22 protein-coding genes and 1 pseudogene are annotated in these 26,880 nt (G+C 69.8%); 10 read left to right on the top strand and 13 right to left on the bottom strand.

Translation table 11 applies throughout. The annotated features are described in order from the left end of the window. Nucleotide 1: 1 nt before the first annotated feature. Nucleotides 2–2,509, bottom strand: coding sequence for a glycogen/starch/alpha-glucan phosphorylase (locus tag FOF48_RS09755; RefSeq protein WP_143900225.1), 2,508 nt, complete (start codon nucleotides 2,507–2,509; stop codon nucleotides 2–4). 269 nt (nucleotides 2,510–2,778) lie between these two features. Between FOF48_RS09755 and FOF48_RS09750 the strand changes: the two genes are divergently transcribed. Further along, a complete protein-coding gene (locus FOF48_RS09750; protein ID WP_143900223.1) occupies nucleotides 2,779–3,366 on the top strand; it encodes a DUF2378 family protein in 588 nt (195 codons plus the stop codon). 67 nt (nucleotides 3,367–3,433) lie between these two features. On the opposite strand, the gene FOF48_RS09745 is transcribed toward FOF48_RS09750, so the two are convergent. The 4 genes from FOF48_RS09745 to FOF48_RS09730 all read right to left on the bottom strand — a co-directional run bounded on the left by FOF48_RS09745 (nucleotide 3,434) and on the right by FOF48_RS09730 (nucleotide 9,467). Further along, a complete protein-coding gene (locus FOF48_RS09745) occupies nucleotides 3,434–4,624 on the bottom strand; it encodes a peptidoglycan DD-metalloendopeptidase family protein (protein WP_143900221.1) in 1,191 nt (396 codons plus the stop codon). A 107-nt stretch (nucleotides 4,625–4,731) separates the two neighbouring features. Continuing rightward, the gene (locus FOF48_RS09740; RefSeq protein ID WP_143900219.1) at nucleotides 4,732–6,225 is read right to left on the bottom strand and encodes a SpoVR family protein; all 1,494 of its coding nucleotides are present in this window, start codon (nucleotides 6,223–6,225) and stop codon (nucleotides 4,732–4,734) included. 35 nt (nucleotides 6,226–6,260) lie between these two features. Continuing rightward, a complete protein-coding gene (locus tag FOF48_RS09735) occupies nucleotides 6,261–7,370 on the bottom strand; it encodes a DUF444 family protein (RefSeq protein ID WP_143900217.1) in 1,110 nt (369 codons plus the stop codon). Nucleotides 7,371–7,403: 33 nt separating this feature from the next. Continuing rightward, a complete protein-coding gene (locus FOF48_RS09730) occupies nucleotides 7,404–9,467 on the bottom strand; it encodes a PrkA family serine protein kinase (protein ID WP_143900215.1) in 2,064 nt (687 codons plus the stop codon). Between the two features lie 570 nt (nucleotides 9,468–10,037). On the opposite strand from FOF48_RS09730, the gene FOF48_RS09725 reads away from it, so the two are divergent. Continuing rightward, complete coding sequence (locus FOF48_RS09725; RefSeq protein ID WP_186001846.1) at nucleotides 10,038–11,624, top strand: glycosyltransferase family 39 protein; 1,587 nt, start codon at nucleotides 10,038–10,040, stop codon at nucleotides 11,622–11,624. Between the two features lie 30 nt (nucleotides 11,625–11,654). Here FOF48_RS09725 and ruvX read toward each other — a convergent pair whose 3' ends face one another. Then, the gene (gene ruvX / locus FOF48_RS09720) at nucleotides 11,655–12,110 is read right to left on the bottom strand and encodes a Holliday junction resolvase RuvX (RefSeq protein ID WP_143900211.1); all 456 of its coding nucleotides are present in this window, start codon (nucleotides 12,108–12,110) and stop codon (nucleotides 11,655–11,657) included. 214 nt (nucleotides 12,111–12,324) lie between these two features. On the opposite strand from ruvX, the gene FOF48_RS09715 reads away from it, so the two are divergent. Together FOF48_RS09715 and FOF48_RS09710 are read left to right on the top strand one after the other, a co-directional pair. Beyond that, nucleotides 12,325–13,869: a hypothetical protein gene (locus FOF48_RS09715; RefSeq protein WP_143900209.1), complete on the top strand. Its 1,545-nt coding sequence runs from the start codon at nucleotides 12,325–12,327 to the stop codon at nucleotides 13,867–13,869. Nucleotides 13,870–13,877: 8 nt separating this feature from the next. Next, the gene (locus FOF48_RS09710; RefSeq protein ID WP_143900207.1) at nucleotides 13,878–14,402 is read left to right on the top strand and encodes a tetratricopeptide repeat protein; all 525 of its coding nucleotides are present in this window, start codon (nucleotides 13,878–13,880) and stop codon (nucleotides 14,400–14,402) included. 199 nt (nucleotides 14,403–14,601) lie between these two features. Here FOF48_RS09710 and FOF48_RS09705 read toward each other — a convergent pair whose 3' ends face one another. The 4 genes from FOF48_RS09705 to FOF48_RS09690 all read right to left on the bottom strand — a co-directional run bounded on the left by FOF48_RS09705 (nucleotide 14,602) and on the right by FOF48_RS09690 (nucleotide 19,297). Further along, nucleotides 14,602–15,795, bottom strand: coding sequence for a M48 family metalloprotease (locus FOF48_RS09705; RefSeq protein ID WP_143900205.1), 1,194 nt, complete (start codon nucleotides 15,793–15,795; stop codon nucleotides 14,602–14,604). Between the two features lie 56 nt (nucleotides 15,796–15,851). Beyond that, nucleotides 15,852–17,030 (bottom strand): tetratricopeptide repeat protein, encoded by a 1,179-nt coding sequence (locus tag FOF48_RS09700; protein ID WP_143900203.1) that lies wholly within the window; start codon nucleotides 17,028–17,030, stop codon nucleotides 15,852–15,854. A 237-nt stretch (nucleotides 17,031–17,267) separates the two neighbouring features. Then, on the bottom strand, nucleotides 17,268–18,380 hold the full coding sequence (locus FOF48_RS09695) for an ArsA family ATPase (protein WP_143900201.1): 1,113 nt from the start codon (nucleotides 18,378–18,380) through the stop codon (nucleotides 17,268–17,270). Next, nucleotides 18,377–19,297, bottom strand: coding sequence for an ArsA-related P-loop ATPase (locus FOF48_RS09690; protein WP_143900199.1), 921 nt, complete (start codon nucleotides 19,295–19,297; stop codon nucleotides 18,377–18,379). Before FOF48_RS09690 ends, FOF48_RS09695 begins: the two co-directional genes overlap by 4 nt. Before the next feature lie 187 nt (nucleotides 19,298–19,484). Between FOF48_RS09690 and FOF48_RS09685 the strand changes: the two genes are divergently transcribed. Together FOF48_RS09685 and FOF48_RS09680 are read left to right on the top strand one after the other, a co-directional pair. After that, entirely contained in the window at nucleotides 19,485–19,793 is a 309-nt protein-coding gene (locus FOF48_RS09685; protein ID WP_143900197.1) for a hypothetical protein, read from the top strand. A 19-nt stretch (nucleotides 19,794–19,812) separates the two neighbouring features. Further along, nucleotides 19,813–20,619 carry a ParA family protein gene (locus FOF48_RS09680; RefSeq protein ID WP_143900195.1) on the top strand — a complete coding sequence of 269 codons (807 nt, stop codon included), beginning with the start codon at nucleotides 19,813–19,815 and terminating at the stop codon, nucleotides 20,617–20,619. A gap of 45 nt (nucleotides 20,620–20,664) precedes the next feature. Here FOF48_RS09680 and FOF48_RS09675 read toward each other — a convergent pair whose 3' ends face one another. Beyond that, nucleotides 20,665–21,336: a polyhydroxyalkanoate synthesis regulator DNA-binding domain-containing protein gene (locus FOF48_RS09675; protein ID WP_143900194.1), complete on the bottom strand. Its 672-nt coding sequence runs from the start codon at nucleotides 21,334–21,336 to the stop codon at nucleotides 20,665–20,667. Between the two features lie 168 nt (nucleotides 21,337–21,504). Here FOF48_RS09675 and FOF48_RS37700 point away from each other — a divergent pair. The 3 genes and pseudogenes from FOF48_RS37700 to FOF48_RS09665 form a co-directional block, all read left to right on the top strand. After that, nucleotides 21,505–21,603, top strand: a pseudogene (locus FOF48_RS37700) (zinc-ribbon domain-containing protein); the annotation flags it as partial. Between the two features lie 1,200 nt (nucleotides 21,604–22,803). Continuing rightward, nucleotides 22,804–23,934, top strand: a complete 1,131-nt coding sequence (locus FOF48_RS37000) for a DUF3426 domain-containing protein (protein WP_255442024.1) — start codon at nucleotides 22,804–22,806, stop codon at nucleotides 23,932–23,934. A 6-nt stretch (nucleotides 23,935–23,940) separates the two neighbouring features. Then, a complete protein-coding gene (locus tag FOF48_RS09665; protein ID WP_143900190.1) occupies nucleotides 23,941–24,732 on the top strand; it encodes a hypothetical protein in 792 nt (263 codons plus the stop codon). Here FOF48_RS09665 and FOF48_RS09660 read toward each other — a convergent pair. Further along, nucleotides 24,729–24,953: a twin-arginine translocase TatA/TatE family subunit gene (locus tag FOF48_RS09660; RefSeq protein WP_143900189.1), complete on the bottom strand. Its 225-nt coding sequence runs from the start codon at nucleotides 24,951–24,953 to the stop codon at nucleotides 24,729–24,731. The two genes, FOF48_RS09665 and FOF48_RS09660, sit on opposite strands and share 4 nt — an antisense overlap. A gap of 118 nt (nucleotides 24,954–25,071) precedes the next feature. Here FOF48_RS09660 and FOF48_RS09655 point away from each other — a divergent pair, with 118 nt between their 5' ends. Then, nucleotides 25,072–25,788 (top strand): glycerophosphodiester phosphodiesterase family protein, encoded by a 717-nt coding sequence (locus FOF48_RS09655; protein ID WP_143900187.1) that lies wholly within the window; start codon nucleotides 25,072–25,074, stop codon nucleotides 25,786–25,788. Here FOF48_RS09655 and FOF48_RS09650 read toward each other — a convergent pair whose 3' ends face one another. Beyond that, nucleotides 25,789–26,697, bottom strand: coding sequence for a hypothetical protein (locus FOF48_RS09650; RefSeq protein ID WP_143900185.1), 909 nt, complete (start codon nucleotides 26,695–26,697; stop codon nucleotides 25,789–25,791). Nucleotides 26,698–26,880: the final 183 nt, after the last annotated feature.

The following is a 26,880-nucleotide window of genomic DNA, read 5'->3' as shown; positions in this document are numbered from 1 at the left end:
GTCACTCCACGCGGGTCTGCTGCACGTGCCAGATCTCCTCCGCGTACTGCTTGATGGTGCGGTCCGAGGAGAAGATGCCCGCGCGCGCCACGTTGATGATGCACTTCTTCGTCCAGGACTCCACGTCCCTGTACGCGCGCGCCACGTCCTCCTGCTTCGCCGCGTACGCCGCGAAGTCCGCCAGCACCAGGTAGCGGTCCTCGTTGAGCAGGCTGTCCACCAGCGGCTGGAAGAGGTTGCGGTCCTCCGGGGAGAAGAAGCCGGAGCGGATGAGGTCCAACGCCTCGCGCAGCTCCGTGTTGGCCTCGTACACGTCGCGCGGCCGGTAGCCCGCCTTCTTGCGCGCGATGACCTCGTCCGCCGTGAGGCCGAAGAGGAAGAAGTTCTCGTCGCCCACCGCGTCGCGGATCTCCACGTTGGCGCCGTCCAGCGTGCCCAGCGTCAGCGCGCCGTTGAGCATCAGCTTCATGTTGCCCGTGCCGGAGGCCTCCCAGCCCGCCGTGGAGATCTGCTCGGACACGTCCGCCGCGGGGATGATGCGCTCGGCCAGGCTCACCCGGTAGTTGGGCAGGAACACCACCTGCAACCCGGTGGCGCCCGCGTCGCTGTTCACCACCTCCGCGATGCCGTTGATGAGCCGGATGGTCAGCTTCGCCAAGTGGTAGCCCGGCGCCGCCTTCGCGCCGAAGAGGAAGGCCCGGGGCGTGATGACGCTCGACGGGTCGCGCCGCGCCTTCATCCACAGCGCCACGATGTGGATGGCGTCCAGCAGCTGCCGCTTGTACTCGTGCAGGCGCTTGATCTGCACGTCGAAGATGGCGTCCGGGTTGAGCTGCACCCAACGCAAGTCCCGCACGTGCTGCGCCAGCTCCTCCTTGTTGGCCCGCTTCACCTCGCGGAAGGCCTTGCGAAACTCCGCGTCCTCCGCGTGCGGCTCCAGCTTGAGCAGCTGGTCCAGGTCCGTGGTCCACCCCTCGCCGATGCGGCTGGTGATGAGCTTGGACAGGCGCGGGTTGCACCAGGCCAGCCAGCGGCGGGGCGTCACGCCGTTGGTCTTGTTGTTGAAACGCTCCGGGTACATCTGCGCGAAGTCCGGCAGCACGTCCCGGCGCAGCAGGTCCGTGTGCAGCGCGGCCACGCCGTTGATGCTGTGGCTGCCCACCACGGCCAGGTGGGCCATGCGGATCTTCTTCTCCGGGCCCTCCTCCACCAGGCTCATCCGCTGCTGCTTCTCCACGTCGAACGGGTAGCGGATCTGCACCTGGCGCATGAAGCGCTGGTTGATCTCGAAGATGATCTCCAGGTGCCGGGGCAGCAGGCGCTCGAACAGCGACACCGGCCAGCGCTCCATCGCCTCCGCCAGCAGCGTGTGGTTGGTGTAGCCGAACGTCTCCTGGGTGATGGACCACGCCTCGTCCCAGAGCAGGCGCTTCTCATCCACCAGCACGCGCATCAGCTCCGCCACGCCAATGGCCGGGTGCGTGTCATTGAGCTGGATGGCGCACTTGCGGGAGAAGTCCCGGAAGTCATTGTGGTTCTTCAGGTAGCGCCGGACGATGTCCGCGATGGAGCACGCCACGAAGAAGTACTGCTGCTTGAGGCGCAGCTCCTTGCCCGCCTGGAACGCGTCGTTGGGGTAGAGGACCTTGGAGATGACCTCCGAGTCGTTCTTCTCCACCACGGAGCGCTCGTAGTCGCCCGCGTTGAACAGGAGCAGGTCGAACTCCGCGCTCGCGCGCGCCTGCCACAGCCGCAGCGTGTTGACGGTGTTGTTGCCGAAGCCCGCGATGGGCGTGTCGTACGGCACGCCAATCACCGTCTTGCCGCCCACCCAGCGCGCCACCGGCCGGCCATCCGGGCCCTGGTGGTGCTCCACGCGCCCGAAGAAGCGCACCGGCACCGCCTTCTCCGGCCGGACGATCTCCCACGGGTTGCCGAACTTCAGCCACTCGTCCGCGCGCTCCACCTGGTGTCCCTCCACCAGGTCCTGGGAGAAGATGCCGAACTCATAGCGGATGCCGTAGCCCATGCCCGGGTAGCCGAGCGTCGCCAGCGAGTCCAGGAAGCACGCGGCGAGCCGCCCCAGACCGCCGTTGCCCAGGCCCGCGTCCGGCTCCATCTCCAGCAGCTGGCTCAGGTCCACGCCGACCTCCTGCATGGCGGCCGCCGCGGCGTCGTACATGTTGAGGTTGAGCAGATTGTTGCCCAGCGCCCGACCCAGCAGGTACTCCGCGGACAGGTAGTAGGCGCGCTTGACGTCCTGCTCGTAGTAGGTGCGCGCCGTCTTCACCCAGCGGTCGGTGAGGCGGTCGCGCACCGCCAGGGACAGCGCCATGAAGCGGTCATGCGGCGTGGCCGTCTCCGGGTTCTTGCCGCGCGAATACCGCACGTGTTCGAAGAAGCCGCGACGGACGCTGGCCGCGTCGAGCCCGGTGCGGCCGCTGTCTTCGGGCGCGCCCGAAGCGGAGGACGGGGACGGAACGGGGCGCGCGGAGGCGGGAGGAGCCATAAGTCGGTCGTCTCGAGGGTCGCGAAAGGGTGGGCACTGCGGACACCCGCGCTTTGACGCGGGCGCACATGGCGGGAGGGTACCGTGTCACGCCAGCCCAGGGCAGGGGAAACCCACGCACTGTCCTCGGGTTGGCCGCTCCCTCAACCAGGGAGGGAAGGTGCCCGCGGACCCCCGTGACGCGGCCCGGCCCCAGGGGCGATTGCGCGCGGACATCGCCCTCGTGGGAGGGGCTGGCGTTGCTGGGAAGTGGAGTACAACGGCTGTGAATGGCGTTCCCCCTGGATGATCTGGACCGACGCATCGCCCTGACCCGACCCGGGGACACGGTGCGGGGGCTGAGCTTCGCGGCGGTGCTGCGGCTGACGCACCAGCGTCTGGGCCGAGACACCGCGGAGCGCCTGCGCGCGCCGCTCATGCAGCGAAGCCCGGTGGACTTCTTCTCCTATCCCGCCGTGGACTTCCTGCGCCTGTTGGCCTTCGCGTCAGAGGCGCTCCAGCCGGAGTTCGGCACGCGCGACGCGGCCCTGCGAGGCTGCGGCGAGGCCATTGTCGGACACTTCTTCGACTCCACCGTGGGCCAGACGCTGCTGCGCCTCACCTCCGGCGGCGGCGACCCCAAGCGCCTCTACAGCAACGCCCCCACGTCGTACGCGACCGCGGTGAGCTACGGGCAGCGCGAATACCAGCCCCTGGGCGACAAGCGCGTGCGCCTGGCCTTCAAGGGCGACCTGCTGCCCGTGCAGGTCCACGAGGGCATCCTCGGCGGCGCCCTCACCGCGCTCCACCGCGAGGGCCAGGTGCGCGGCACCGAGCGGGCCCTGGGCGACTCCGAGTTCCTCATCGAGTGGACCTGAGACGCGAAGGGCCCCGCTCCACCGTGAAGGGGAGGGGGCCCGGATGCGAGGCGTGCGCGGTGGCGCGCTACTTCGTGGCGGTGGCCGGCGCGGCCGCCTTGCCCGCGACGGCCGCCACGGACACGGCATCCAGCTGCTGGGCCATGTCGTGCGCCTTGGCGAGGAAGTCCGCCGTCAGCTCCTTGGGCAGCGGATCCGCGCGGGGGAACTTCTGCGTGAGCGGGTTGGCGTAGGCGCCGTTGCGCTTCAGGCCGAAGTGCAGGTGCGGGCCGGTGGAGCGGCCGGTGTTGCCCGAATAGGCAATCACCTGCTTCTGCCGCACGCGCTGGCCGGCGCGCACGCCGTCGCCGAAGCGCGACAGGTGCATGTACTGCGTCTCCATGCCGTTGGCGTGGCGCAGCAGCACCATGTTGCCCGCGGCGCCCGCGTTGCCCGCGGACACCACGGTGCCGTCCGCCACCGCCCACACCGGGGTGCCAATGGGCGTGCCGTAGTCCACGCCGTTGTGGTTCTTCACGTACTGGAGCACCGGGTGGAACCGCGACCCGAAGCTGCTGGTGACGTGCGCGTACTTCAGCGGGCTCTTGAGGAAGGTCTTCTTCGCGCTGGCGCCGTCCTCCTGGAAGAAGTTGGCCTCGCCGTCGGGCAGCACGTAGCGGAACACGCGCTTGTTGCCCACGAGCCCGCCTTCATACGTGGCCGCCAGCACCTCGCCGTAGCGCAGCACGCGGCCCTTGGAGACGAACTTCTCCACCAGGGCCTTCGCCTTGTCGCCCTTGCGCACGTCCCGGTAGAAGTCGATGTCCCACGCGAACACGTCCGACAGCACCAGGCCGATGGACGGGTCCTCGCCCGCCGCCAGCGTCGCCTCGTACAGGGACGAGGTGATCTCCAGCGACACCAGCGACACCTGCTTCTCCACCTCGATGGAGCGCTTGCTGCCGACGTACTTCTCCCCGTCGCGGCGCACCTGCCACTCGTCCACGGTGCTCTGGCGGTAGTCGAAGAAGTCCAGCTCGCCGTTGCGCATCACCAGCCGGAACTGGTCTCCCACGCGCGACTTGCGGAAGTCGAACACGCCCTCCAGCGCGGCGATGACCGCCTCCACCTGCGCGTCGGGCAGCGCCGCTTCATGCAGCGCGCCCGCCAGCGTCTGGCGCGGCTCGATGCGGCGGTTCTTGATTTCGAAGTGGGTGGCGGCTTCGGACGTCGAAGCCACCCCGAGGGCGGCCAGGCAGAGGAGGGAAGCGGTCTTCATGGGGGGCGATACAGGAGTGTAGAGGACTGTTGGTCCTCCGCCCAACTCCTGACTTCACTTCGCCCGCCCGCCCGCCTGCTCCCGCCCGGCCCAGGGGCCCGGGGGCCTTACAGCTCCACTTTCTTTTCCGAGTGGTGCTGCCCGTCGTAGCGCAGCAGGCTCCCCTTGCCGTCGTAGCGGGTGATGATGTTCACCGGCCGGCGCCAGAGGGACTGGAGGTTGCGCAGGGTCTCCCGCGCGTAGTCGCCCTTCAGGTCCTGCCCGTCGTGCTTGTGCGCGAGCAGCAGCTCCGAGCGGTTCTCGAAGTTGCCGTCCACCACTTCGATGATGGGCTGGCCGAAGTTGGTGAGCGACGTGAGCAGCTTGTTCTTCACCTTGCGGAACTCGCGGTCGAGGATCTCCCACGAGTTGCGCTTGTCGTTGAAGCCGTAGACGAAGAGCTTCTGCTGCTGGGCGAACTCGGCGGTGAGGAACGTGTCGATGAAGGTGATGTCGTTGTAGTGCTTGCGGACCTCGAAGATCTTCTCACGCCCCGCGCCCAGCTTCTTGTCCCAGGCCTGGCGCGCGCGGAGGTCGTCGCACTCGTCCCATTCCTTGCCGAACTTGCCCTTGTTCCACCGGTCCTCGATGTCCCGCCACAGCTCGATGCCCAGCTTGTACGGGTTGATGGCGCCGGGGCGCACGCCCATGGTGCCGGAGTGGTGGTCCGCGTAGTCGATGATCTCATCATCCCGCAGCGCCCGGCGGGTCATGATGGTGGAGTGCCAGTAGCTGGCCCACCCCTCGTTCATGATCTTCGTCTGGCCCTGCGGCGCGAAGTAGTACGCCTCGTCGCGCAGGATGGAGAGGATGTCCACCTCCCACGGCTCCAGCGGCGCGTGCTCCAGGAGGAAGTAGAGGACGTCGCGCTGCGGGCGCTCCGGGAAGCGCTTGCGCTGCTGCTTTTCGTCCTCCGCGCGCTTCCTCTGCGAGTCCATGAACTCCGACGGGTTGATGAAGCCGCGCATGTACTCGCGGTTCACCTTGAAGCCCTCCACGCGCTCGTTGGACTTGGACTCCTCCTCCGCGCGCTGCGGGTCCGGGTTGCGCCGGATGTGCGGCGCGTGCTGGTCGATGAGGTTCTCCAGGGACAGCGTCCGGTCGATGAAGTCCTCCACCTTCTCCACGCCAATCTTGTCCACCCACCGCCGGACGCGGGTGGCGTGGTTGGCCATGTCGTCGATCATCCGGCGGTTGGTGTGCCGGAAGGAGAAGTTGTTCTTGAAGAAGTCGCAGTGACCGTAGACGTGGGCCATCACCAGCTTCTGGTCCACCTCCGGGTTGCTCTCCATCAAGTACGCGTAACAGGGGTCGTTGTTGATGACGAGCTCGTAGATCTTGCTCAGCCCGTACTCGTACCCCTTCGCCAGCTGCTCGTACTCCATGCCCCAGCGCCAGTGGGGATAGCGGGTGGGGAAGCCGCCGTAGGCGGCCACCATGTTCATCTCGTCGTAGCTCACCATCTCGAAGACGGTGTCGAAGAAATCCAGGCCGAACTCCTTGGCGTAGCCGTGGATTTCATCCCGCAGCGCGGCGAGGCGGGGCGTCAGGCTCTTGGGCATCGGGCGGGTGCTCCGGTTGGGGATGGGCGGACGCTTCAGCGCCCCTTGCCGAGGAAGTCCTTGATGGAGGCGTAGATGGCGTCCTTGTCCGCGATCTCGCTCAGCGCGACGTTGGTCGTGTCACCCACCGCCTCGCGCAGGTCCTTGATGAACTGCCCGCTGCCGTAGGGGGACTCCACCTGCCCGTAGGCGAACTGGTTCACCTGGGGGAGGATGTCGTTGCGGAGCATGTCGATGCACTGGCGCGTGTCGTCCGCGCTCCAGTTGTCCCCGTCGCTGAAGTGGAACGGGTAGATGTTCCACGCGCTCTTCGGGTAGTCCGCCTGGATGATGTCCCGGCACAGCTTGTACGCGCTGGAGATCATCGTCCCGCCGGACTCGCGGGTGTGGAAGAACGTGTCGCGGTCCACCTCGCGCGCCACCGCGTCGTGGATGATGTAGCGCGACTCCAACCCCTTGTACTGGTGCTTGAGCCACGTATCGAGCCAGAAGCTCTCCACGCGGACGATCTCCTTCTGCTCGTCCCCCATCGAACCTGACACGTCCATCATGTAGATGATGACCGCGTTGGTCTCTGGCAGCTCCTGGAGCTTGTAGCTGCGGTAGCGCCGGTCCTCGCGCGTGGGGATGATGACCGGCATCTTCGGGTCGTAGGTGCCGGTGGCGATCTGCCGCTTCAGGGCCTGCTTGAAGGTGCGCTTGAAGTGGCGCAGGGACTCCGGGCCCGTGGTGTTGACGCCCGTGTACTTCACCTTCTGCGTGACGATGCGCTCGTTCTGCCGCCGCTCGATGCGCGGCAGCTGGAGCTCCTCGCCCAATATCTGCGCCAGCTCCTCCAGGGTGACGTCCACCTCCAGGGCGTGGTCTCCCTCGCCCTGGCCGGCCTGATGCCCGTCCCCGGGCTCCACCGCCCCGGGGCCGAGCTGCTGGCCCACCTCGCCCTCTCCCTGTCCGACGCCGCCCTGCTCCTTGTGGCCGTACTTGAAGCGCGGAATGTCGATGAAGGGGATGGGGATGCTGATGGCATCCTTGCCCTTCTTCCCGAGCATCTCGCCCTTCTGCACGTACTTGCGCAGGTTGGCTTTGATCTTCCCGCGGACGATCTGTTTGAAGCGGGAGTGGTCCTGGTGGATCTTCAAGGTCACGGTGTCACGTCCCTCCTGGACTGAGCGCTGGCGTTACTCCTTGGCGTCACCGCGGGCGAAGATGCTGGCCACGAAGTTCAGCACGTCCGTGGAGCAGATCTCGCAGTACCCGGAGTTCTTCATCATCCGGTCCTTCACCAGGTCGATCTTCTCCTGGGTCTCCTTGTCCACGACGGACGACACCAGGTTCTTGAGCTTGATGCTGTCCTTCTGGTCCTCGAACAGCTTCAGCTCCAGCGCCTTGTGCAGCCGCTCGTTGGTCCGGTAGTTGAAGGTCTTGCCCTCCACGGCGAGCGCGCCGATGTAGTTCATGATCTCCCCGCGGAAGTCGTCCTTGCGGCTCTCCGGGATGTCGATCTTCTCTTCAATGGAGCGCATCAGGCGCTCGTCCGGGACCTCGTAGATGCCGGTGTACTTGTTGCGGACCTTCTCCTTCTGGGTGAAGGCCTTGATGTTGTCGATGTAGTTGCCGCACAGCTTGCCGATGGCGTCCTCGTCGGCGCTGATGGCGCGCTGGACCTCGTTCTTGACGATGTCCTCGTACTCCTGCTTCACCGTGGTGAGCAGTTCCTTCATGCGCTTGCGCGCGTCCTCGGTGTTGATGAGGGAGTGCGTCTTCAAGCCGGCTTCCAGCTCGTTGAGCACCATGAAGGGGTTGATGCAGCCCTCGCCCTTGTCGCTCACCAGGGCGTTGGAGATTTTATCCTGGATGTAGCGGGCGCTGATGCCCTCCAGGCCCTCGCGCACGCTCTCCTTGCGCAGCTCCTTGATGTTGTCCTCGGTGAAGTTGGGCAGCGTCTTCCCGTTGTAGAGCTTGAGCTTCTGCAGGAGCGACAGGTTGTGCTTCTTGGGCTCCTCCAGGCGCGTGAGGACGGCCCACATGGCGGCCATCTCCAGCGTGTGCGGCGCGATGTGCTTGCCCTTGATGGCGCGGGAGTTGAAGTCCTTCTCGTAGATCTTCACCTCTTCCGCGAGCTTGGTGATGTACGGGATGTCAATCTTCACCGTACGGTCGCGCAAGGCCTCCATGAACTCGTTGTTCTCGAGCTTCTTGTACTCGGGCTCGTTGGTGTGCCCGATGATGACCTCGTCGATGTCCGTCTGAGGGAACTTCTTCGGCTTGATCTTGTGCTCCTGCGACGCGCCGAGCAGGTCGTAGAGGAACGCGACGTCCAGCTTGAGCACCTCGACGAACTCGATGACGCCGCGGTTGGCGATGTTGAACTCGCCGTCGAAGTTGAAGGCGCGCGGGTCGGAGTCGGAGCCGTACTCGGCGATCTTCCGGTAGTTGATGTCGCCGGTGAGCTCGGTGGAGTCCTGGTTCTTCTCATCCTTCGGCTGGAACGTGCCAATGCCGACGCGGTCCTTCTCGCTGAAGATGAGCCGGTTGACGTGCACGTGGCCCATGACCTTGGCGAAGTCGCCGCCGTACTGGGTCATCAGCTCCTTGAAGACGAAGCGGCAGGCGGGGCACAGCTCGCAGCCGTCCGGGATGGTGTAGCCGGTCTCCGGCGGGGAGAGCTCGGAGAAGACCTTCTGACGCCACTCGCGCGGGACGAGGTTGAGGGGCTCCTCGTTCATCGGGCACTTCATCTTCTCCTTCGTCACCGAGCCGTCAGGCTGCTTCTTGTCGGTGAGCCAGGAGAACGTGTAGGCGGCGCCCTCGGCGGTCTTGGAGTACTCCTCCATGCCCTTCTTGAGCAGGCGGGCGATGGTGGACTTGGACGAGCCCACGGGGCCGTGCAGGAGGATGACGCGCTTCTCCGTCCCGTAGCCCTGGGCCGCGGACTTGAAGACGTTCACCAGCTTCATCAGCGGCACGTCCAGGCCGAAGATGGCGTCCCGGCCGCCGAAGCGCTCATCGCTGAAGAAGTGGTAGCGGGTGAGCTTCTTCTTGTTGTCGATGTACTCCGACTTTCCGTGGCTGAGGATCATGTCGTAGATCCTCTGGAAGGCCGTGCGGGTGACCTTCGGATTCTTCCGGACGATTTCGAGGTAGTCCTCGAAAGAGCCCTCCCAGTTGAGTTCCGCGTAGGTCTTTACATCCTGGAACGCGGCGATTCTGGAGACCCACGAGCCCTTCTCAGCGTCCTTCATGTCTCTCCCTCGTAGCCTCCTGGGGGACGCGAACGGTCGCATCCATCCGGGGCGGCCAGCATGGTGAACCTGGAGGGCTGGAAGGCCATTCCACACCCACTCCGAAGAGGTCCCAGGCGACGACAATCGCGAAGCTTCCGCCCCTTCGGGACCCCGCCGCGGAGTGGGACCGCGCGTCAGCTCGTGTCGGAGGGGAGCTGCCCTCCTTCACGGGGTGAAAAGGCACTTCGATTATAAGGACCCGGACGTGCCACGGGAGGAGCCCCCCCGGTGCGATGTGTCGGGTCCCACCTCTCCCAAGCGCGCACTTCCCGACGCTTGGTCCCCGCTGGAGAACACCCCGGACAGGCGTGCCCCCCTGTGGGGCGGCGTCCGTGTCCGCTCCACATGTCGGCGTGACGGCCGGCGCACCGGTTCCGCCCCGTCCAGAAGGGTCCGTAACGGCGCGAATCCCACGCTGCTCGGGGAAGTGTTTCGTGTGGAGGGGCGGCGGCAGGCGGGCGGGCATCAGCCAGGTGGGAGGTGCGCCGGCTTGGCTTTGAGGCCTGCCTGCGTATCCTCGCGCGCGCCATGGTTCCCGCCTCGAGTCCCGCCGCCGCTGCCCCCACCCCCGCCGTGCCCGGCCTGTCGGCCGTCCCGGCGCCCCAGCCCGAGCCGTCCACCCGGTGGTTGGTGGGCCTCTTGCTGGTGGCGGCGCTGCTCCCCCGGCTGGGGGTGTTCTTCCTCAACGAGAACCTGTTTGGCGACGCGGTGGTGCGCACGGAGCTGGCGGAGCGGTGGCTGGCGGACCCGCACGTCATCACGTCGTACAAGGATGGGACGTTCCAGTTCGGCCCCCTGCACCTGTACCTGGTGGGCGCGGTGCTGTCGGTGTTCGAGCGCGACGTGGCGGGCCGGCTGGTGAGCCTGGTGTTCGGCGTGCTGTCGGTGGTGCCGCTGTTCGCGCTGACGCGGCGGCTGTTCGGTTGGCGTGCGGGCGTGGCCGCGGGGCTGGCCTTCAGCGCCTGGGGCATGCACCTGCAGTTCTCCACCACCGCGGGCAGCGAGGCGGTGTCGCTCTTCTTCATGCTGTGCGTGTTCGCGTTGGTCGCGGAAGGGGTGGAGGAGAACCGCTTTCAGCCGCTGTTCTGGGGCGCGGTGCTGCTCAACTTCGCGTGCGCGCTGCGCTACGACGCGTGGATGTACATCCCGCTGCTGACGGTGGCGCTGGTGTTCAGCAGCGAGGACCGGGTGGCTTCGCTGACGCGCGCGGTGGGCTTCGGGCTGGTGTGTCTGCCGTTCCCGCTGCTGTGGATGCAGGGCAACGAGCTGGCGCACGGTGATCCGTTCTTCCCCATCAAGGCGGTGGACGCCTTCCACCAGCAGTGGGTGGTGGACTCCGGCGGGGCGGGAGGGCCGCTGGGCTGGCGGCTGCAGCAGCTGGGGTTCTGGCCCGCGGTGGCGCTCTTCACGCTGACGCCCGGCGTGGCCCTGCTGGGCGGGTGGGGCATGGTGAAGGCGTGGAAGCAGCACCCGGAGACGCGCTGGCTGGTGGTGATGGCGGTGGTGCCCGCGCTGTACTTCACCTTCCGCGCGGCGGTGCTGCTGAGCTTCGTGCCCCTGGCCCGCTTCACGGTGACGCAGCTGGTGCTGCTGCCCGTGTTCCTGGCGCCGGGCTTCGCGGCGGTGGTGGGGAGCCGGGGCGTGCTCGCGCGGCGCCTGGTGGTGGGCGTGAGCGCGGTGCTGGCGGTGGTGATGCCGGTGGCGCTGGGCATCTACACGTTCCGCACCGAGGGCGGCCTGCACGACTCGCTGCGCCCGGTGAGCCCCACGTCCACCAACCCGGTGGCGGTGATGCAGGTGGCGCGCTTCCTCAAGGAGGAGGTGGCGTCCCGGGGCGGCGCGGCGGCCATCGACGACGACCCGCGCTACATGGACCTGCAGGTGGCCTTCTTCTCCGGGCTGCCGGAGATGCGCATGGCGCGCGTGCGGTGGGACACCTTCCGCCAGCGCATGCAGGACGCGCGGCCGGACGTGCTGGTGCGCTTCGACCAGGGCAAGCTGGTGAAGGACCCGGGCGTGACGCTGGAGGGGCGGACGCTGACGCTCGACGGCGTGGCGTATCAGGAGCAGGACGGCTTCTCGGCGCCGCTGCACGTGTACCGCCGCCAGCCGTAGCGGTGGCGGGGCGTCCAGGGCCTGTGACGCTCAGGCCTCCGGGTCGTAGTCGTCCGGGTCGTAGCCGTCGTCCGCGGGGCGGTGCGCGTCCAGCCAGCCTTGCAGGATGAACTGCGCGGCGAGCTGATCAATGACCTCGCGCCGCTTCTCGCGGCGGACGTCCGCCTCCAGCAGGGTGCGCTGGGCGGCCACGGTGGACAGCCGCTCGTCCCACAGCTCCACGGGCAGCCCCAGAGCGCTCTCCAGCACCTCCGCGAACTTGCGGGTGGCCTCCGCGCGAGGCCCCTCCGAGCCGTTCATGTTGAGCGGCAGGCCGAGGACGAAGCGCGTCACCTCGTGCTCCTTCACGAGCCGGGACAGCTCCGCCAGGTCCGCCTTGAGCGACGCGCGCCGCACGGTGGTGACGGTCTGGGCGGTGAGCCCCAGTCCATCCGAGACGGCCACCCCGATGGTCTTGGTGCCGTAGTCGAGCCCGAAGGTACGCATGGGCGCGGGACTCTAGCCGCAATCCTCCGCCCTGGACCGCCCCGTCCACCTCCAGGGACGCCGCCGCGCCGCCCCTTCTCGCAACCCCTGGATTCGACTCGGCGCGTGCGTGCGCGTGCCCGGCATCGCCGCTGCAATGCCCCGTCCCGTCCGAAGAGACAGCGCGCGGCACCTTCCGGCAGCACCCACTTCAACCCGTCGCGCGGGAGTTTCGATGCTCGACATCCTCAAAGGCGTGGCCAATCTGCTCGGCGGCCCGATGGCCGCCGTGGTGGACCTGGGGGGGAACGCCCTGGGTCTTCCTCCGGTGCTGACCCAATCCATCAAGACGGCCGCGGGGGTGATGACCGGCAACGTGATGATGGCGGCCAGTGGCGCGCTGGGCGTCGCGGATGAGCTGAAGAAGAACCCCTCCGCGAAGACGGAGTACTGCGCGCCTCGGGACGCGGCGAAGGCGGGGGCGGGCTACGCGACGGCCGCGCGGACGGAGGACTCCCGGACGCAGGGCCCGTCCGGGAGCCGCAGCCCGTTGGATCCGAAGCTCCTGGACTACTCGGATGCGCTGCGCACGCTGGAGGCGAACTTCGGCTACCTGGACCTGCTGGACGGCAGGAAGGACGGCACGCTGTCGCACGGCGACCTCCAGCGCATCGCGCAGGACCCGCAGGTGTCTCCGTCGCTCCGGGAGGCGGCGAAGTTCCTCGTGGAGAACCGGGGCTTCTTCGAACAGGTGGACACGGCGAAGAAGACGCTGCTCGGCATGCCGATGCTGAACTTCAACGACGACCGCCTCGACCTGCGGAGCCTCCAGCAGGAGTCCCAGCGGCTGTCCGCGGAGTTCGCGAAGTACGGGCGCCCGGAGCGGCCGGGCCGTCCGGCTCCCACGCCGTCGGACGGTGGCCCGCAGCCGTCGGACTGCGCGCCTCCGTCCAAGGGCGGGGGCTCCGGGCCCGTGCCGGGCAGCGGAGCGGGGCGCCCGGGGAGCGGCGCGGGACGGCCGGGCGGCGGCACGGACGGCGCGTCGGGCCGGCCCGGCCCCGGCGCTGAAGGGACGGGGCGCCCGGGGAGCGGAGGGAGCACCGGGAGCACAGGGGCGTTGGATCCGAATTTCGCGGGCTACCGCGACGCGCTCCGGGTGCTGGAGCAGAACTGGGACACCTTCGACACGGCGGTGGGGACGAAGGACGGCAAGCTGGCGATGGCGAACTTCGAGGCGGTGCTGAACAGCCCCGCCGCGTCGCCCACGCTCAAGCGCGCCGCGCAGTTCTTCAAGGACAACCCGGAGTACTTCAGCCGCCTGGAGATGGCGGCGGGCAGCGGGGGCCGGGATGGCGTCGCCAGCCGGCAGGACCTGAGCGCGGAGCTGGCGGCGGTGGCGAAGCTGCCGGGCGGTTCGTCGTCCAGCGCGAGCGGCCGGAGCGCGGGGGGCACGCGGGCGCGGGACATCGTGGACAACCCGAACATGAGCATCGAGCAGAAGGTCCAGGCGCTGCTCATGGGCATCACGGAGGACACCGACGCGGAGCTCTTGGACGTGATGAACGAGATGGCCAGCGCCCGCGAGGAGCGCGCCACGCTGGGCAGCAGCGACGCGGACAAGGCGCGCGGCGCGAAGCTGGACACCAGCATGCAGGAGCTGGAGCTGCGGCTTCAGACGCTGATGGAGAAGCGCAAGGCGATGTTCGACCTGATGAGCAACATGTCGTCGAAGTTCAACGAGATGGCGAAGACGGCCATCTCCAACCTGCGCAGCGCGTGAGGGCCGCCATGGGACGCATCATCAAGCACGAAGGCGGCGAGGCGCCGAGGATGGAGACCGGAACGGCGCGCAGGCTGAAGGCGTTCGCTCGCGGGGAGACGACCTGGGCGGAGGTGGAGGGGATGACCTTCGAGGAGGCGAAGGCCATCGCGCAGGTGGGCTGCGACCTGGCGGCGGCGGGGAGGCTGGAGGAGGCGCGCATCCTCTTCGAGGGGCTCGTGGAGGGGAACCCGAAGGACTCGGCGGCGCATGCGGCGCTGGGCACGGTGTACCAGAAGCTCGGGCGGGTGGAGGACGCACTCACCGAGTACACGCACGCGCTGACGGGCGACCCGCGCAACCCCGTGGCGCTGACGGGCCGGGGGGAGCTGCACCTGCGCCGGGGGGAGCGGCAGGGCTTCACGGACATCGCCAACGCGGTGGAGGTCGATCCCCACGGGGAGACGGCCGCGGGCCGCCGTGCGCGGGCGCTGGTGAAGGCCATCACGCTGGTGGCGGTGGAGAAGCTGAAGGACGGGGCCCCGACGACGTAGAGACCCTGCTTCGGGCGTGGCGCCGTCAGGAACGTGGCGGGCCGCCCGATATGGAGAGAGGGGACGACGCTTCAAGCTTCAAGACGGATGTGCCGCCGGACAGTTGGGGAGCGGTCCGGGGGCGGCCACCGGAGGATGGGGATGGACGGCGAGGGGGAATGGAGTAGGGGCCCATCCACCGGTGGCTTCTTGAAGCGGTTCAGGGCGAGTCGAGCTGGGCGAGCCGTTCCCCGATGGGCGGATGGCTCATGCCCTTGAGCACGACCCAGCGGGGGGGCTCGGGGTCCATCTTGTTCACCCGGGCGGCCTTCACCAGCATGCGGCGGAAGGCAGCGGGGTCGCCGGTGAGGTTCAGGCCGTAGCGGTCCGCCTCGCGCTCGCGTTCGCGGGAGAGGGCTCCCGACACGGGGGCCACGAGCGTGATGAGGATGAACACCACGAGCGACACCAGGGGCTGGGTGCGGATGTCGCCGACGCGCTGGACGCCCCACCAGCCCCGGCGGGCGGAGAGGCGCAGCAGCTGGTCGATGAGGAAGAGCAGCGCCACCACCGACACGGAGGACGCGATGCGGCCGGGCCAGCGCGCCTCGTTGACGTGTCCCGCCTCGTGCGCCACCGCGGCCAGGATTTCGTCCTCCGCGAGCTCGCGCAGGATGACGTCGTTGAGGACGATGGTGCGCGTGGGGCCCTGGCCGGCGAAGTACGCCTGGATGCGCTTGGACGTCACGGAGGTCTTCTCCACCACCACGTCGGAGAAGGAGATGTCCGCCTGTCGGATCAGCGCGGTGATGCGCGAGCGCAGCGGACCCTCGGGCAGGGGCGTCTGGTCGAAGTAGAGGCGGGCGCGGTAGGGGTCCAGCGCGGACGACACCAGCATCAACAGCGCCACCGGCACGCCCAGCACCAGCCACCAGCGCCGCACGCGGCGGGCCAGGCCGTACAGGCCCACCACGAGCGCGGTGAGGGCGATGGCGCCCACGACGCCGCCCTTGAACCAGGTCCACGCGAAGGTGGCGGGCGTGTCGTTGGACAAGCCGTGCCGGTGCTCCAGCACGTAGTAGAAGTACACATTGGCGGGGGCGTAGAGCAGCTGGGTGGCCAGGTCGATGAAGAGCGCGAAGAGCAGCGCGGCGCCCCAGCCGGGCTCACCCCACAGCCGGTCCATCGCCCCGAAGAACGCGCGGCTCACCGGGGCCGTGCGCAGGAAGCCGAACCGGCGCTCCAGCGCCGCCGCCGCCGCCCCGGCCCCTCGGTGGAAGGGCCGCACGAAGACGGCCAGCAGCAGCACGAACAGCGTCAGGCGCACCAGCGGCTCCACCGCCGCCCGGATGTAATAGGGCTGGTGGTAGGCGTGGATGTCGGCGAGCTGTTCGGGGGTGAAGAGCGGTTCCATGGGCGGTGGAGCGCAAGGCTACGCCCGGCGGTGGCCCCGTGCCCAGCGGGGGCCCGTCAGCGGTGCTTCGCGCCCGCGTTGGAGGCGGGCATGGGCACGGAGACCGCTCCCTCGTCCGTCTCCGCGTCCGCGAGCAGCAGCGACTTCACCTTCTCCAGGCTCTGGCGCGTGCGGTCCACGAAGGCGCTCTGCGAACCGATGCGCTCGGCGGCCTCCAGGGTGCGCTCGTAGATGTTGATGGACTTGGTGAGCAGCACGCGGATCTTCTTGCGCAGCTCCTGGCGGTAGACCCCCGCCTCCTCCGCGTTGAGCTCCGGGGGCGTGGGCGAGCTCACCATGTGCTCGTAGAGGTTTTCGTAGAGGGCGCCAATCTGCGCTCCGGCGGCGGTGGCCCAGTAGCCGTTGCCCACGCGGATGGAGCGCAGGTAGTGGCCCTGCGCGGACAGGAGCAGCTCCGCCTTGTAGTTGAGGTCCTGCGCCAGCCCGTCGCTGCCCCGGCTGGCCTCCAGCTTCACCGCCTCGTAGTGCAGCCGGTAGATCTCCCCGACGAAGAAGTGCGCCTGCGCGGGGAAGTAATCCTCCACCTCCGTCTTGTCCGACAGGGCGTCATACGCGGCCAGCGCCTTGCGCAGCGTCGCCTCCGCGTCGTCGGTGCGGCCGGCCTCCACCTGGCAGATGCCCTGCTGCACCTGCGCTTCGATGCGGCGGCCCGCGGGCAGGTCCGCGCGCGCGGACAGCGTGGCCAGCAGCTTCGTGGCGTCCTCGTAGCGCTCCAGATGGTAGAGCGTCTCCGCCAGACGGAAGGACGCCTCCAGCGCGTCGCCCTGGCCCTTCTCCGGCTCCGCCAGTTCGGCGAAGCGCGCGTAGGCGTCGTCCCACTCCTTGAGGCGCTGGTGCGCGAGCCCCGCGTTGTAGAGGGCCTGCCGGCGGTGCGGACTGTCCGGGTGGAAGTCCGCGAGCCGACCGAAGTAGCGCGCCGCCTGCTTGAAGTCGTTGGCGGCGAAGGCGGAGGTGCCGCCCGCGAAGAGCTCCTCGTCGTTGAGGCGGTCCAGCTCCAGGTCCGCCGTCACCGTCACCGGGTCGAACTCCACCACCTGCTTGTTCGCCGTCGCGTCGGGCTTCGCCGCCGAGCCCGTGGTGCGGCAGCCCGTGAGCGTCAGCCCCAGGCCCAGCACGCCCACCCACAGCCACCGCCGGGCGCTTCCGGTCGCATCCATCCGCTTGCTGCCGTCCATGCACCTGCTCCCGTCCGGAAAGCCCCGGCGTCACCCGGCGTGGCTCCGGCATCGACACTCCGGAGACCCGGCGGGTTCCCCGGACCGCTTCCCCCGAAGGCCTCCGGGGGGCGCCAGTCTCCAGTCTAATGCGGTCAGGCATCCCGCGCGCCTGTCGCCCGTCCGCCCGGCACCAACGCGGCCACGCGCCGGAAATGCCCGGTGCCAGCGGGTGTCACGCGGGGTGGGGGAGGGCACTCAGGCGAGGACGTCGTCGCCCAGGAGGTAGCGCCCGGTGCCCCACAGCGCGGTGAGGTCGTGCACGTCCAGCCCGAAGCGGGGCACCTGGATGAGGGGCGTGCCCGGACAGGCCGCGCGCAGCTGCGCCATGCCCTCCAGGTCCTGCTGCGCCAGCACCTGGAGTTCGCGCAGCGTCTCCTCCACCTTCGCGCGCCGGGTGGGCGTCAGCGTGGCCGCGTCGCTCCACTGGGCCGGGGTGGGCACCGCGTGCACGCGGTTCACCACGATGGCCGTCATCTCCATGCGGTTCTGCTTGAGCAGCTTGTGGAAGTGGATGGCTTCGTCCAGCCGCTCCGGGTTGGGGCTCGTCACCAGCACGAATCCCGTCGTCTTGTCCTCCAGGAGCCCGCGCACGCCGCGCGCCCGTTCGCGGAAGCCCTCGTTCATGGTGGAGAGCGTCAGCATGAAGGAGGACAGCTCCTGGAGCATCTCCGTGCCGGTGAAGCGCGACAGCGCGCGCGTCACGTAGCTGCCGCCCAGGTTGAAGAGGTTCAGGCCCACCTTGCCCGCCTTCAGCGCGGGCGTGAGGAGCCACTTGGCCGCTTCGTTGTCCAGGAAGTCCAACACCCGGTTGGGCGCGTCCAGGAAGTCCAGCGCGTGCGCGGTGGGCGGCGTGTCCAGCACCACCAGCTCGTAGTCGCTGCTGCGGCGCAGGTCCCAGACCTTCTCCATGGCGATGTATTCCTGGCTGCCCGCCAGGGCCGTGGAGAGGGACTGGTAGAAGCGGTTGGCGAAGATGCGCTCGCGCTGCTCGGGCGGGGCCACGCGGGTGATGAGGTCGTCCCAGGTGGCCTTCATGTCCAGCATCATCGCGTGCAGGGAGGCCTTGGGCTTCACGCCCAGCGGCTCCAGCACCGACGCGTGGACCTCCGCCTCCGTGTTGCCCAGGCCGGACAGGCCCAGCGCGTTGGCCAAGCGCTTCGCCGGGTCGATGGTGCACACGATGCTGGGGCGGCCGTCCACCGCGGCCCTCAGCGCGAGCGTCGCCGCCACCGTCGTCTTGCCCACCCCTCCGGAACCCACGCAGATGAGCACGCGCTTGCTCGCGAGCGCCGCTTGCAGCGCCGTCATGCTCCCGTGCCTCCCGTCACCAACGCATCCAGGTGCCCCATCACCGTCTCCACCGCGTCCCGTCCGAACCGCGGCACGAACAGCCGGGGCACCGTGTACACCGGCGCGTGGAGGTTGCGCTCCAGCTTCGTGCCTGCGAGCACCGCCTGCGAGGCCCGGTCGTGGTGCGCCTGGGCCACGCGCAGCAGCTCCGGGTGGTCCACGAGCGCCTCCAGGTCCGCTTCCGTGAAGCGGGCCGGGAAGGCCTGGTTGAGCACCGCCGCGTGCGTGCGGATGTGCACCCGGTCCCGCAGCGCGCCGTGCAGCTCCAGCGCCTCGTTGACCGGCATCTCCTCCGGCAGCGCCACCAGCACCGCGGCGGTGACGGCGGGGTCCACCAGCAGGTCGCGCATCTTCAGCGCTTCGCGCGTCATGGGGCCCGGGGGCACCGTCTGCAGGAGCACCTGCGGCACGCTCAGGAAGGAGATGGCGTGGCCGGTGGCGGGCGCGTCCAGCACCAGCGTCTCGTACTTCCAGCGGCCGTCCGGCAGCTTCTCCTGGAGGTGGAAGAGGATCTTCCCCAGCAGCACCAGCTCCTGGAGCGACGGGATGAAGCGCAGGAAGTAGCGCACCAGCCGGTTCTCGAAGACCGTCTTGTAGAGGGTCTCGAAGCGCAGGACCATCAGGCCGTACTCGCGCATGGACTCCTGGGGGCGCACGTCCACCGCCCAGAGGTTCTCCTCCAGGCGCTTCACCTCGGGGCCCGCTTCGGGCAGCTCCAGGAAGCGGCTGACGCGCTCCTGGGTGTTCACTTCACACACCAGGGTGCGGCGTCCGGCGCGCACCGAGGCCAGGGCCAGGGCGGCGGCGACCGTTGACTTCCCCACGCCCCCCTTGCCGGAGACGATCCACAGGCGTTTGTCGAGCAGTCCGGCCATAAGAGGGCGCGCGAACCGTAGGGATGGCCCCCTGGAGAGTCAACGAGAGTCCACGACGTGAAACTCCCAGTGTTGCCCTGCTTGACACGCCGCGTTGCCCCCTCCCAGAGTGCGGCGTCTTTTTCCTGACGTCCCGCCTGCCCCGACGGACAAGTCCGTCGTCCGCGGGCCTGAACGGTTCCCAGCCATGCTCAAGAACAACCCGGTGATGAAGAAGCTCGTGGAGTCGGGCGAGGAGCGCGTGGGCAAGCTCGCGCAGCAGCTGCTCTCCAATGAGAAGTTCGTGGCGGCGGTGCAGTCGCTGGTGTCGCGCTCGCTCGCGGCGAAGGGGACGCTGGACAGCGCGCTGCGCACGGCGCTGTCGGCCATGAACCTGCCGTCCACCGCGGACCTGGAGCAGCTGCGCTCGAAGGTGGAGGACCTGGAGCGGCTGCTCGCCTCCGTCGAGGGCAAGGTGGACACGCTCGTGTCGAACGCGTCCTCGAAGAAGAAGTAGCGTCGGCGCTTCCAGGGCCATGCGGCGCATCGCGTTCATCAACGAGAAGGGCGGCACCTGCAAGACGACGCTCGCGGTGAACACCGCCGCGTGGCTCGCGCGGGAGAAGCGCCGCCGCGTGCTGCTGATGGACCTGGACACGCAGGGCCACGCGGGCAAGTCCCTGGGGTTGGACGTGCGCACGCTGCCCGCGAACGTCTTCCACCTGCTCACCGACCCGGGCGTGTCGCTGGCCTCCGTGGCGCGGCCCACGGGCGTGCCCGGGCTGGACGTGGTGCCGTCGTACAAGGAGATGGCGGACTTCCCGGTGATGGTGGCGCAGGACCCCCGGCGCGCGCACCGGCTGGCGGACCGGATGGGGGAGGCGGAGGCCGCGGGCTACGACGTGGTGCTGTTCGACGCGCCTCCGTCCATGGGGCTCACCACGCGCAACATCCTGGTGGCGGCCACGGAGGTGGTGGTGCCGGTGGCGCTCACGTACCTGGCGCTGGACGGGTGCGCGGAGCTGGCGGAGACGGTGCGCCAGGTGGGCGAGGCCGAGGGCCGGCCGGACCTGCGCGTCAACAAGGTGGTGCCGACGCTGTACCGCAAGACGGCGCTGGCGACGGCCATCCTGGAGCGCCTGCGGACGTACTTCCCCGACGCGCTCGCCGCCACGCCGCTGGGCTACAGCGTCAAGGTGGACGAGGCGCAGAGCCACGGGAAGACCATCTGGGAGTACGCGCCCCAGAGCCCGGGGGCGCGGATGCTCGCGGCCATCGCGGCGGAGATCCACGGAGGGCCCGCTCCGGCGAAGCGGAAGCGGACTCCTCCGAAGGTGGCCTGAGGCGGCGCCCGTTGCTCGTGGGCGCCCCGACCCCAGGGCCGGGCGCTAGGAGGCGCCCGGGTCCTTCTTGTCGCCCTTCTCCGCGGCGTCGAGCTTCTTCTCCAGCTCTTCCAACCGCTGCGTGAGCGCCTGCATGTCGCGGCCCAGGGCGGGGAGGTTACCGGTGAGGTTCTCCACGACCTGCTTCACGCGCTCGTCGATGCGGCGCTGGAAGTCCTCGAAGGCGCGCTGGCTGGCCTTGAGCAGCTCCGCCGGGTTGAGGCTCGCGGCGCCCGCTTCCGTCTGGGCGGCGGGCGTGGCGGCGGCGTCCGGAGCGGACTCCTGCGGGCTGCCGTCCTCGCGGCGCAGCAGCTTGTCCAGCCGCTGCTCGGCCTCCTCGCGGATGGAGGCCACTCGCGGAGTGACCTCCTTCTGGATGAACCCGGAGATGGACTCGCCGGGGTGGCGGATGATCTCCCGCAGCACCGACAGCGGCATCTGGTTCTTCTTCTTCTCCTCCTCGAAGATGATCTGCGCGAGGGTGACGGAGGTCAGGTCTTCCTTCGTGCGGTTGTCGACAATCCGCACCTCGGTGCCCTCCTTGATCATCGCGGCGATTTCATCGAGCGTGACGTACCGGCTCTCCACGGTGTCGTAGAGCTTCCGGTTCGTGTAGCGCTTGATGATCTTAGGCTCCTTGCTGCTGCTAGGAGCATTTGCTTGCTCGGCCTCGCTCATGTCTGTCGTCTCCGACCCCGGCTGCGCCTTGGCATTTACTCGTTTACTACCTGATTTCCAAAGGGGCGAACCTCGTATCAAAGGGGTTGGAAGCGAGCAAGTTGCCCGGGTCCGACTCGCCGTGTCCGGCAGGTGGGCTTATGCTTCGAGTCCCCCCGGCCCGACCCCATGATCGTCCAGTGCGAACAGTGCCAGACGCGGTTCAAGATCCCCGACGAGAAGGTGACGGAAAAAGGGGTCAAGGTCCGCTGCACCAAATGTCAGAACACCTTTCGGGTGGCGCGTGAGCCCACGCCTGCCCTGAGCGCCCCCCCGCCTGCCCCCTCCCCGGGTGGGCAGGCGGACCCGTTCCAGGCATTCGGTGACGCGCCGGAGCCTACCGGCGAAGTCACCCGCCCGGGCGCGGCCTACTACGCGCCGGGCGCACCCGGGGTGAAGTCCCTGGTCCATGCCTGGGGTGATGTGGAGGTGGACATCGACGTGGACCTCCCGCAAGCGACTCCCGGACGTGCCCCTGCCACGCCGGGCGCGGGGGGGCCGATGACGCCGTTCGATCCGCCCGTGCCGCTCCCGGGCGTCGCGTCCCGGAGGCAGGCGGCGCCGGTGCCCTCGCCGGGGCGCCTGGAGGGGCTGGACGCGGAGGATCCGTTCGCGGACTTCATGTTCGATGCGCCTTCGCCCGCTGCTCCCGCGGCGGCCCCTCGGCCCGTGGCCCCGGCGGGTGCGCCCCGACCGGCGCCTCCGGGGGCCTTCGCGCCGCCCACCGCCCGTGCCGCTCCTCCCGGGGCGTTCGCGGCGGGGCCGCCTGGCGCGTCCCGCCCTGGCCCCATGGCTCCCGTTCCCACGGCTCCACCGGGGGCGCTCGGGGGCGCTCCGGGCGCCTTCGCGGGCGACGCCTCGGCGCTGTCTGACTTCGGGGACTTCGCGGACGGCGCTTCATCGCTCGGGGCGCCTGGGAGCTACACGGGCGACGCTTCCGCGCTGTCCGACTTCGGGGACTTCGCGGACGACGCTTCGTCCCCGTCCGGGGCAGGGGCGTACTCGGCGGGGGCTTCGTCCCCGTCCGGGGCTGGGCCCTACTTGGCGGGTGCTTCGTCCCCGTCCGGGGCAGGGCCCTACTCGGCGGGTGCTTCGTCGCCGCCGGGTCACGCGACCCTGGGGCGCACTTCGTCGCATGCCGGACAGGGCGCACGCCCAGGCGGCGCTGGGACGCCTTCGGGAGCGGGGAGCCCTTCGTCTCCGACAGCACCTGGTGGCGTCCGCGCCGGGGCCTCGGTCCCTCCAGGAGTCGCCTCCTCGCCAAGGGCTCCGGCACCCCCGGTGGCTGCCCCCGCGCCGAAGGCTCCGGCGCCTCCACGGGCTGCTCCGCCCGGAGCCGTGGCTCCTGCCGCGGCAGCGACCCGCGCTCCGGCGCCGGGCGCCTTCGCGGGAGGGCCCACCGGACCGTCACGTGCTGGAGGCGCGGCTGTGTCTCCGGGCCCTTCCGCGGCCGTCGCGACGGACGCCGCGCCGGATCCGCTCTTCGACTTCTCCTTGGATGCCCCTCCGGCTCCGGATGCGGCGTCCCTGCGCCACGCCGCGAATGCCGCCGCCGCGCCCGCGCCGAGCGGGGCCGCGGCGGTCGGGCCGATGACGCCCGCCCCCAGCTTCGAAAGCGAGGATCCGTTCGCCTCCATCGACATGGTCGCGCAGGCCCCGAACCTGTCCGCCGCGCATGACGACCCCGGGGCCTCCCCGGAGCCGATGGGGGACCTGTTCGACTTCTCCGGCGCGGGGGCTTCAGGAGAGGAAGGCCTGGCCGCCTCCGACACCGGTCGCGCCGACCTGCTGGGCGACGTGCCTTCGGGTGCGGACGAGCCCGGCGGCATCTCGCTGCTGGGCGACGTGCCGGCATACGACGACGGCGACCCGTTCAGGATCACCACGCCCCGCCGCGAGGTGGTGGACCTGGCCAACATGCGCGGGGGGCCCGCCGTCACGGTGAACAAGCCGTCCGCCCGGATGGAGGACGTGGGCATGCCCCAGCGCCGGCTGCCCGGCCGCGCGCGGAAGCTCACGGGCTTCGTCGTCAACCTCACCGTCGCCACCGCGCTGGTCGTGGCCCTGGGCGCCTTGGGCACCGTCTACCTTCGCGACGGCAGGGTGGACCCCACCACGCTGTCCCCGGACCGGCTGCGCACGCTGGTGCTCCCGCCGTCCCGCCCGTTCATCGCCAGCGACGTGTCCAACGGCCTGTACGAGACGCGCGACGGCCGCATGCTCTTCATCGTGCGCGGGGAGGCGGAGAACCGCACCGGTGCCGCCGCCGCCGTGCGCGTGCGCGCCGCCCTGTTCGACGGAGATCAGCGGGTGCGTTCCTCGGAAGGGCTCGCGGGCGCGCTGGCCACGCCGGAGGACCTGCACGCCGTCACCACCCGCGAGGACGCCACCGCGCTCCGCCAGCGCATGGACGCGGCCGCCCTCCCGGTGCCCCCGGGGGGCAAGGTGCCCTTCCTCGTGGTGTTCCAGGAGTTCCCCGCGGACCTCAGCGGCTTCCGGTTGGAGGTGACGCTGGAGCCCGCACCCTCCGAACCCACGGCGGACCGCACGGGAGGCTGAGCCCACATGTCCACCCTGGAGGAGGCCCGCGCGCTCGCGCGCAACCTGCACGCCCTGGGCGGAGGCGCCACGGTGCGCCGCAAGGCCGCCGCGCGCGAAATGGCCCGGCGTGAGCCGTTCGACACGAACGAGCTCATCGGCCACCTGCTGTCCCTGTCCCGCGCCGGGCAGGCCCCCGCCACCTGCGTGCTGTCGGACTTCCTGGCCGCGTTGGATCAAGAGGCCGAGCACATCCCCCACGTGGAGGCGCTCCGGCGCATGGCCCACGTGCAGTCCCTGGAGGCGGTGGCGGACCTCTTCGCCCGAGGCCCCGCGCGCAAGGAGCTGGACGCGGACGCGGCGGCCCGCGCGGACGCCCTCGCGGCGCACCAGTCCCTGGGGCACCTGAAGCAGCAGGCCCGCCTGACGCGCGACCCGGACGTGCTGTCGCGCCTGGCCACCGTCAGCAACCCGGCCGTGCTGCGCAACGTGCTCCTCAACCCGCGCCTCACGGAGGACCTGGTGGTGCGCATCGCCGCGCGCAGGCCCGCCCGTCCGGAGCCGCTCGTCGAGATCTGGAAGTCACCGCGCTGGTCCGTGCGGCACAAGGTGCGCCGCGCGCTCGCCTTCAACCCGTACCTGCCACCCGAAGTGGGCGCGAAGCTGGTGCCGCTGCTCAACTCCGCGGACCTGCGCGAGCTGGTGGACGACGCCGGACTGCTCCCCGCCCTGCGTCAGCAGGCCGCGCGCCTGCTCCTGGCGCCAGCGCCCGGCAGCCCGCCCGGTCCACTGGTGCTCCCGGGCGGCGAGGAGTTCTAGGCGCGAGGGTCCTTGGGGCCGCCCTCGGTGAAGTCCGCGTCGGTGCTGCCCCGGCGTGAACCGGGCAGGTGCTTCACGTCCACCAGGTCCTCGCCGCGCGACGCCTTGCGGAAGGAGTAGACGAACTTGCCCACCGCGTTGCCCAGCTGCCCCATCCGGGCGGCCGAGAAGACGACCAGCAGGACGAAGCCGAGGACGATGAATTCTCCGAGGCCCAGCATGCTTCGGACACTGCAATAAACCCACCCGCGAGGCAAGCCGGGCCCGCGTCCACCCCTGGACGCCCGCCCGTCCCCGACACTGCGCCCGGCGCCGGTTCCAGGCGACACTGCGCGTCCCATGCTCCTGCTCGCTCACCGTGGTGCCAGCGCCGACGCCCCCGAGAACACCCTGGAGGCCTTCACGGAGGCCGTGCGCCAGGGCGCGGACGGCGTGGAGCTGGACGCGATGGTGTGCGGCTCCGGCGAGGTGGTGGTGTGCCACGACGAGCGCCTGGACCGGCTCGCCGGGCAGCCGTGGGAGGTGCGTACGACGCCCTGGTGGAAGCTCTCCCGCGCGGACGTGGGCACGTCCCTGGGCTTCGCCCCCGCGCGCATCCCGCTCCTGGAGGACGTGCTGGACGCGCTGCCGGAGCACTTCCTCGTCAACATCGAGCTGAAGTGCGACCGGTTCGATGACGGCGGTCTGGCCGCGGCCGTGGCCCGGCTGGTGCGCGACCGGGACCTCGCGAGCCGCGTGGTGGTGTCCAGCTTCAACCCGCTGTGCCTCTTCCGGCTGGCGGCGGCGGACCCCTCGCTGCGCCGGGGCTTCCTCATCGACCCGGATCGCCCCTGGGTGCTCCAGGCGTACGGGCTCAGCCCGCTGGTGTCGTCGCACTCGGTGCACCCCTTCCACGAGGCGTGCACGCCGGAGCGGGTGGCCGCGTGGAAGGACGCCGGGCTGCGCGTGGCGGCATGGACGGTGGACGACCCCCAGCGCGCCAGGACGCTGCGCGAGATGGGCGTCTCCTACCTCATCACCAACCGCCCGGGCCGCGTGCGCGAGGCCCTGCGGTAGCTAGAAGTCCAGGCCCAGCGTCGTGTTGAAGGCGAAGACGGAGGGCAGGTCGCGGCTGGTCGCACCGGTCTGGTCGAAGCTGCCCAGGCTGGTGATGGAGACCTCCGCGCCCAGCTGGAGCGCGCCGCCAATGAAGCGCGCGCCCGCGTAGAAGCGCGGGGTGAGGTTGTCGCCCGCGGACACCCTCGTGTACGAGGCGGTGTTGATCAGCGCGTCGCGCGAGTCGTTGCCCTGCGTGTCCGCCACGGTGCGGGTGGGGTCGAAGTCCAGCGTGCGCGTCGTGGCGCTGACGAAGTTGAGGTCCAGGCCGCCGTAGGGCGTCAGCGTCACCATGCCGCCCAGGGGGAACTGCTTGCCCACGCCGATGTCCAGGCCCGTGGTGGTGAGGTCCAGGTCGTGCGCGCCGAACAGCTTGGTCACGTGCAGGCGCAGGCCCACGTCCGGCAGGTAGGTGAAGCCCTCGTTGACGGCCCACTTCAGCTCGCCGGTGGCCGTCACCATGCTGCTCTTCTCCACCCAGCCCACGCGCCCGCCCAGCTCCAGCGAGAAGGGCAGGCCCTTGCGCACGTGGAGGGAGGGCACCAGCACGGAGCCCGGCTGCGCCCGCTCCGTGGGCAGCGCCACGCTGTTCGGGAGGGACACCACGGACAGCTCCGCGTTGAACGCGTAGCCCGAGTGGCCCGTGGTGCGGGGAGGCATCAGGTTCGCGGAGGACATCACCGCGCCGAACGTGCGCGCGAAGGCGCGGAAGTCCGCGCTGGCCTCCGCGAACTCCGTGCCGGTGATGACCGGGGTCGAGCCCCGGCGGTCGACGCCGAAACGGGCAATGGACAGGTCGTTGTCGTCCGCGTGGGCCGCGGCCCCGGACAGCGCCGTCGCGAGCACCAGCCACCGACTGAACGTCCGCATGGGGGAATCACGCCTCCGGGACGCATGCCGGCCAGCGGGCGCCCACCTGCGCGGACCCTAAATCGGCGCTCGGTGAAGCGTCAACAAAACGGGCGGCCCTCCTCCAGGGAAACGCCCTCCCGGAAGGGGAGGGTGTCCACTGGAAGTGAGCCGCCCGAGGGTCAGGCGCTCCGGCGGGCCTGC

It is taken from the genome of Corallococcus sp. Z5C101001 (genome assembly GCF_007352635.1).
Classification (GTDB): Bacteria; Myxococcota; Myxococcia; order Myxococcales; family Myxococcaceae; genus Corallococcus; species Corallococcus silvisoli.
This window is presented reverse-complemented; position numbering and strand designations above follow the sequence as displayed.

What these genes read in the sequence shown, in the direction of transcription:
- FOF48_RS09680 (WP_143900195.1), top strand. Translation starts at nt 19,813, where the DNA reads ATGCGGCGCATCGCGTTCATCAACGAGAAGGGCGGCACCTGCAAGACG.
- FOF48_RS09700 (WP_143900203.1), bottom strand. Translation starts at nt 17,030, where the DNA reads ATGGACGGCAGCAAGCGGATGGATGCGACCGGAAGCGCCCGGCGGTGG.
- FOF48_RS09660 (WP_143900189.1), bottom strand. Translation starts at nt 24,953, where the DNA reads ATGCTGGGCCTCGGAGAATTCATCGTCCTCGGCTTCGTCCTGCTGGTC.
- FOF48_RS09705 (WP_143900205.1), bottom strand. Translation starts at nt 15,795, where the DNA reads ATGGAACCGCTCTTCACCCCCGAACAGCTCGCCGACATCCACGCCTAC.
- FOF48_RS09730 (WP_143900215.1), bottom strand. Translation starts at nt 9,467, where the DNA reads ATGAAGGACGCTGAGAAGGGCTCGTGGGTCTCCAGAATCGCCGCGTTC.
- FOF48_RS09745 (WP_143900221.1), bottom strand. Translation starts at nt 4,624, where the DNA reads ATGAAGACCGCTTCCCTCCTCTGCCTGGCCGCCCTCGGGGTGGCTTCG.
- FOF48_RS09740 (WP_143900219.1), bottom strand. Translation starts at nt 6,225, where the DNA reads ATGCCCAAGAGCCTGACGCCCCGCCTCGCCGCGCTGCGGGATGAAATC.
- FOF48_RS09675 (WP_143900194.1), bottom strand. Translation starts at nt 21,336, where the DNA reads ATGAGCGAGGCCGAGCAAGCAAATGCTCCTAGCAGCAGCAAGGAGCCT.
- FOF48_RS09725 (WP_186001846.1), top strand. Translation starts at nt 10,038, where the DNA reads ATGGTTCCCGCCTCGAGTCCCGCCGCCGCTGCCCCCACCCCCGCCGTG.
- ruvX (WP_143900211.1), bottom strand. Translation starts at nt 12,110, where the DNA reads ATGCGTACCTTCGGGCTCGACTACGGCACCAAGACCATCGGGGTGGCC.
- FOF48_RS09650 (WP_143900185.1), bottom strand. Translation starts at nt 26,697, where the DNA reads ATGCGGACGTTCAGTCGGTGGCTGGTGCTCGCGACGGCGCTGTCCGGG.
- FOF48_RS09690 (WP_143900199.1), bottom strand. Translation starts at nt 19,297, where the DNA reads ATGGCCGGACTGCTCGACAAACGCCTGTGGATCGTCTCCGGCAAGGGG.
- FOF48_RS09755 (WP_143900225.1), bottom strand. Translation starts at nt 2,509, where the DNA reads ATGGCTCCTCCCGCCTCCGCGCGCCCCGTTCCGTCCCCGTCCTCCGCT.
- FOF48_RS09665 (WP_143900190.1), top strand. Translation starts at nt 23,941, where the DNA reads ATGTCCACCCTGGAGGAGGCCCGCGCGCTCGCGCGCAACCTGCACGCC.
- FOF48_RS09695 (WP_143900201.1), bottom strand. Translation starts at nt 18,380, where the DNA reads ATGACGGCGCTGCAAGCGGCGCTCGCGAGCAAGCGCGTGCTCATCTGC.
- FOF48_RS09685 (WP_143900197.1), top strand. Translation starts at nt 19,485, where the DNA reads ATGCTCAAGAACAACCCGGTGATGAAGAAGCTCGTGGAGTCGGGCGAG.
- FOF48_RS09715 (WP_143900209.1), top strand. Translation starts at nt 12,325, where the DNA reads ATGCTCGACATCCTCAAAGGCGTGGCCAATCTGCTCGGCGGCCCGATG.
- FOF48_RS09750 (WP_143900223.1), top strand. Translation starts at nt 2,779, where the DNA reads ATGGCGTTCCCCCTGGATGATCTGGACCGACGCATCGCCCTGACCCGA.
- FOF48_RS09710 (WP_143900207.1), top strand. Translation starts at nt 13,878, where the DNA reads ATGGGACGCATCATCAAGCACGAAGGCGGCGAGGCGCCGAGGATGGAG.
- FOF48_RS09655 (WP_143900187.1), top strand. Translation starts at nt 25,072, where the DNA reads ATGCTCCTGCTCGCTCACCGTGGTGCCAGCGCCGACGCCCCCGAGAAC.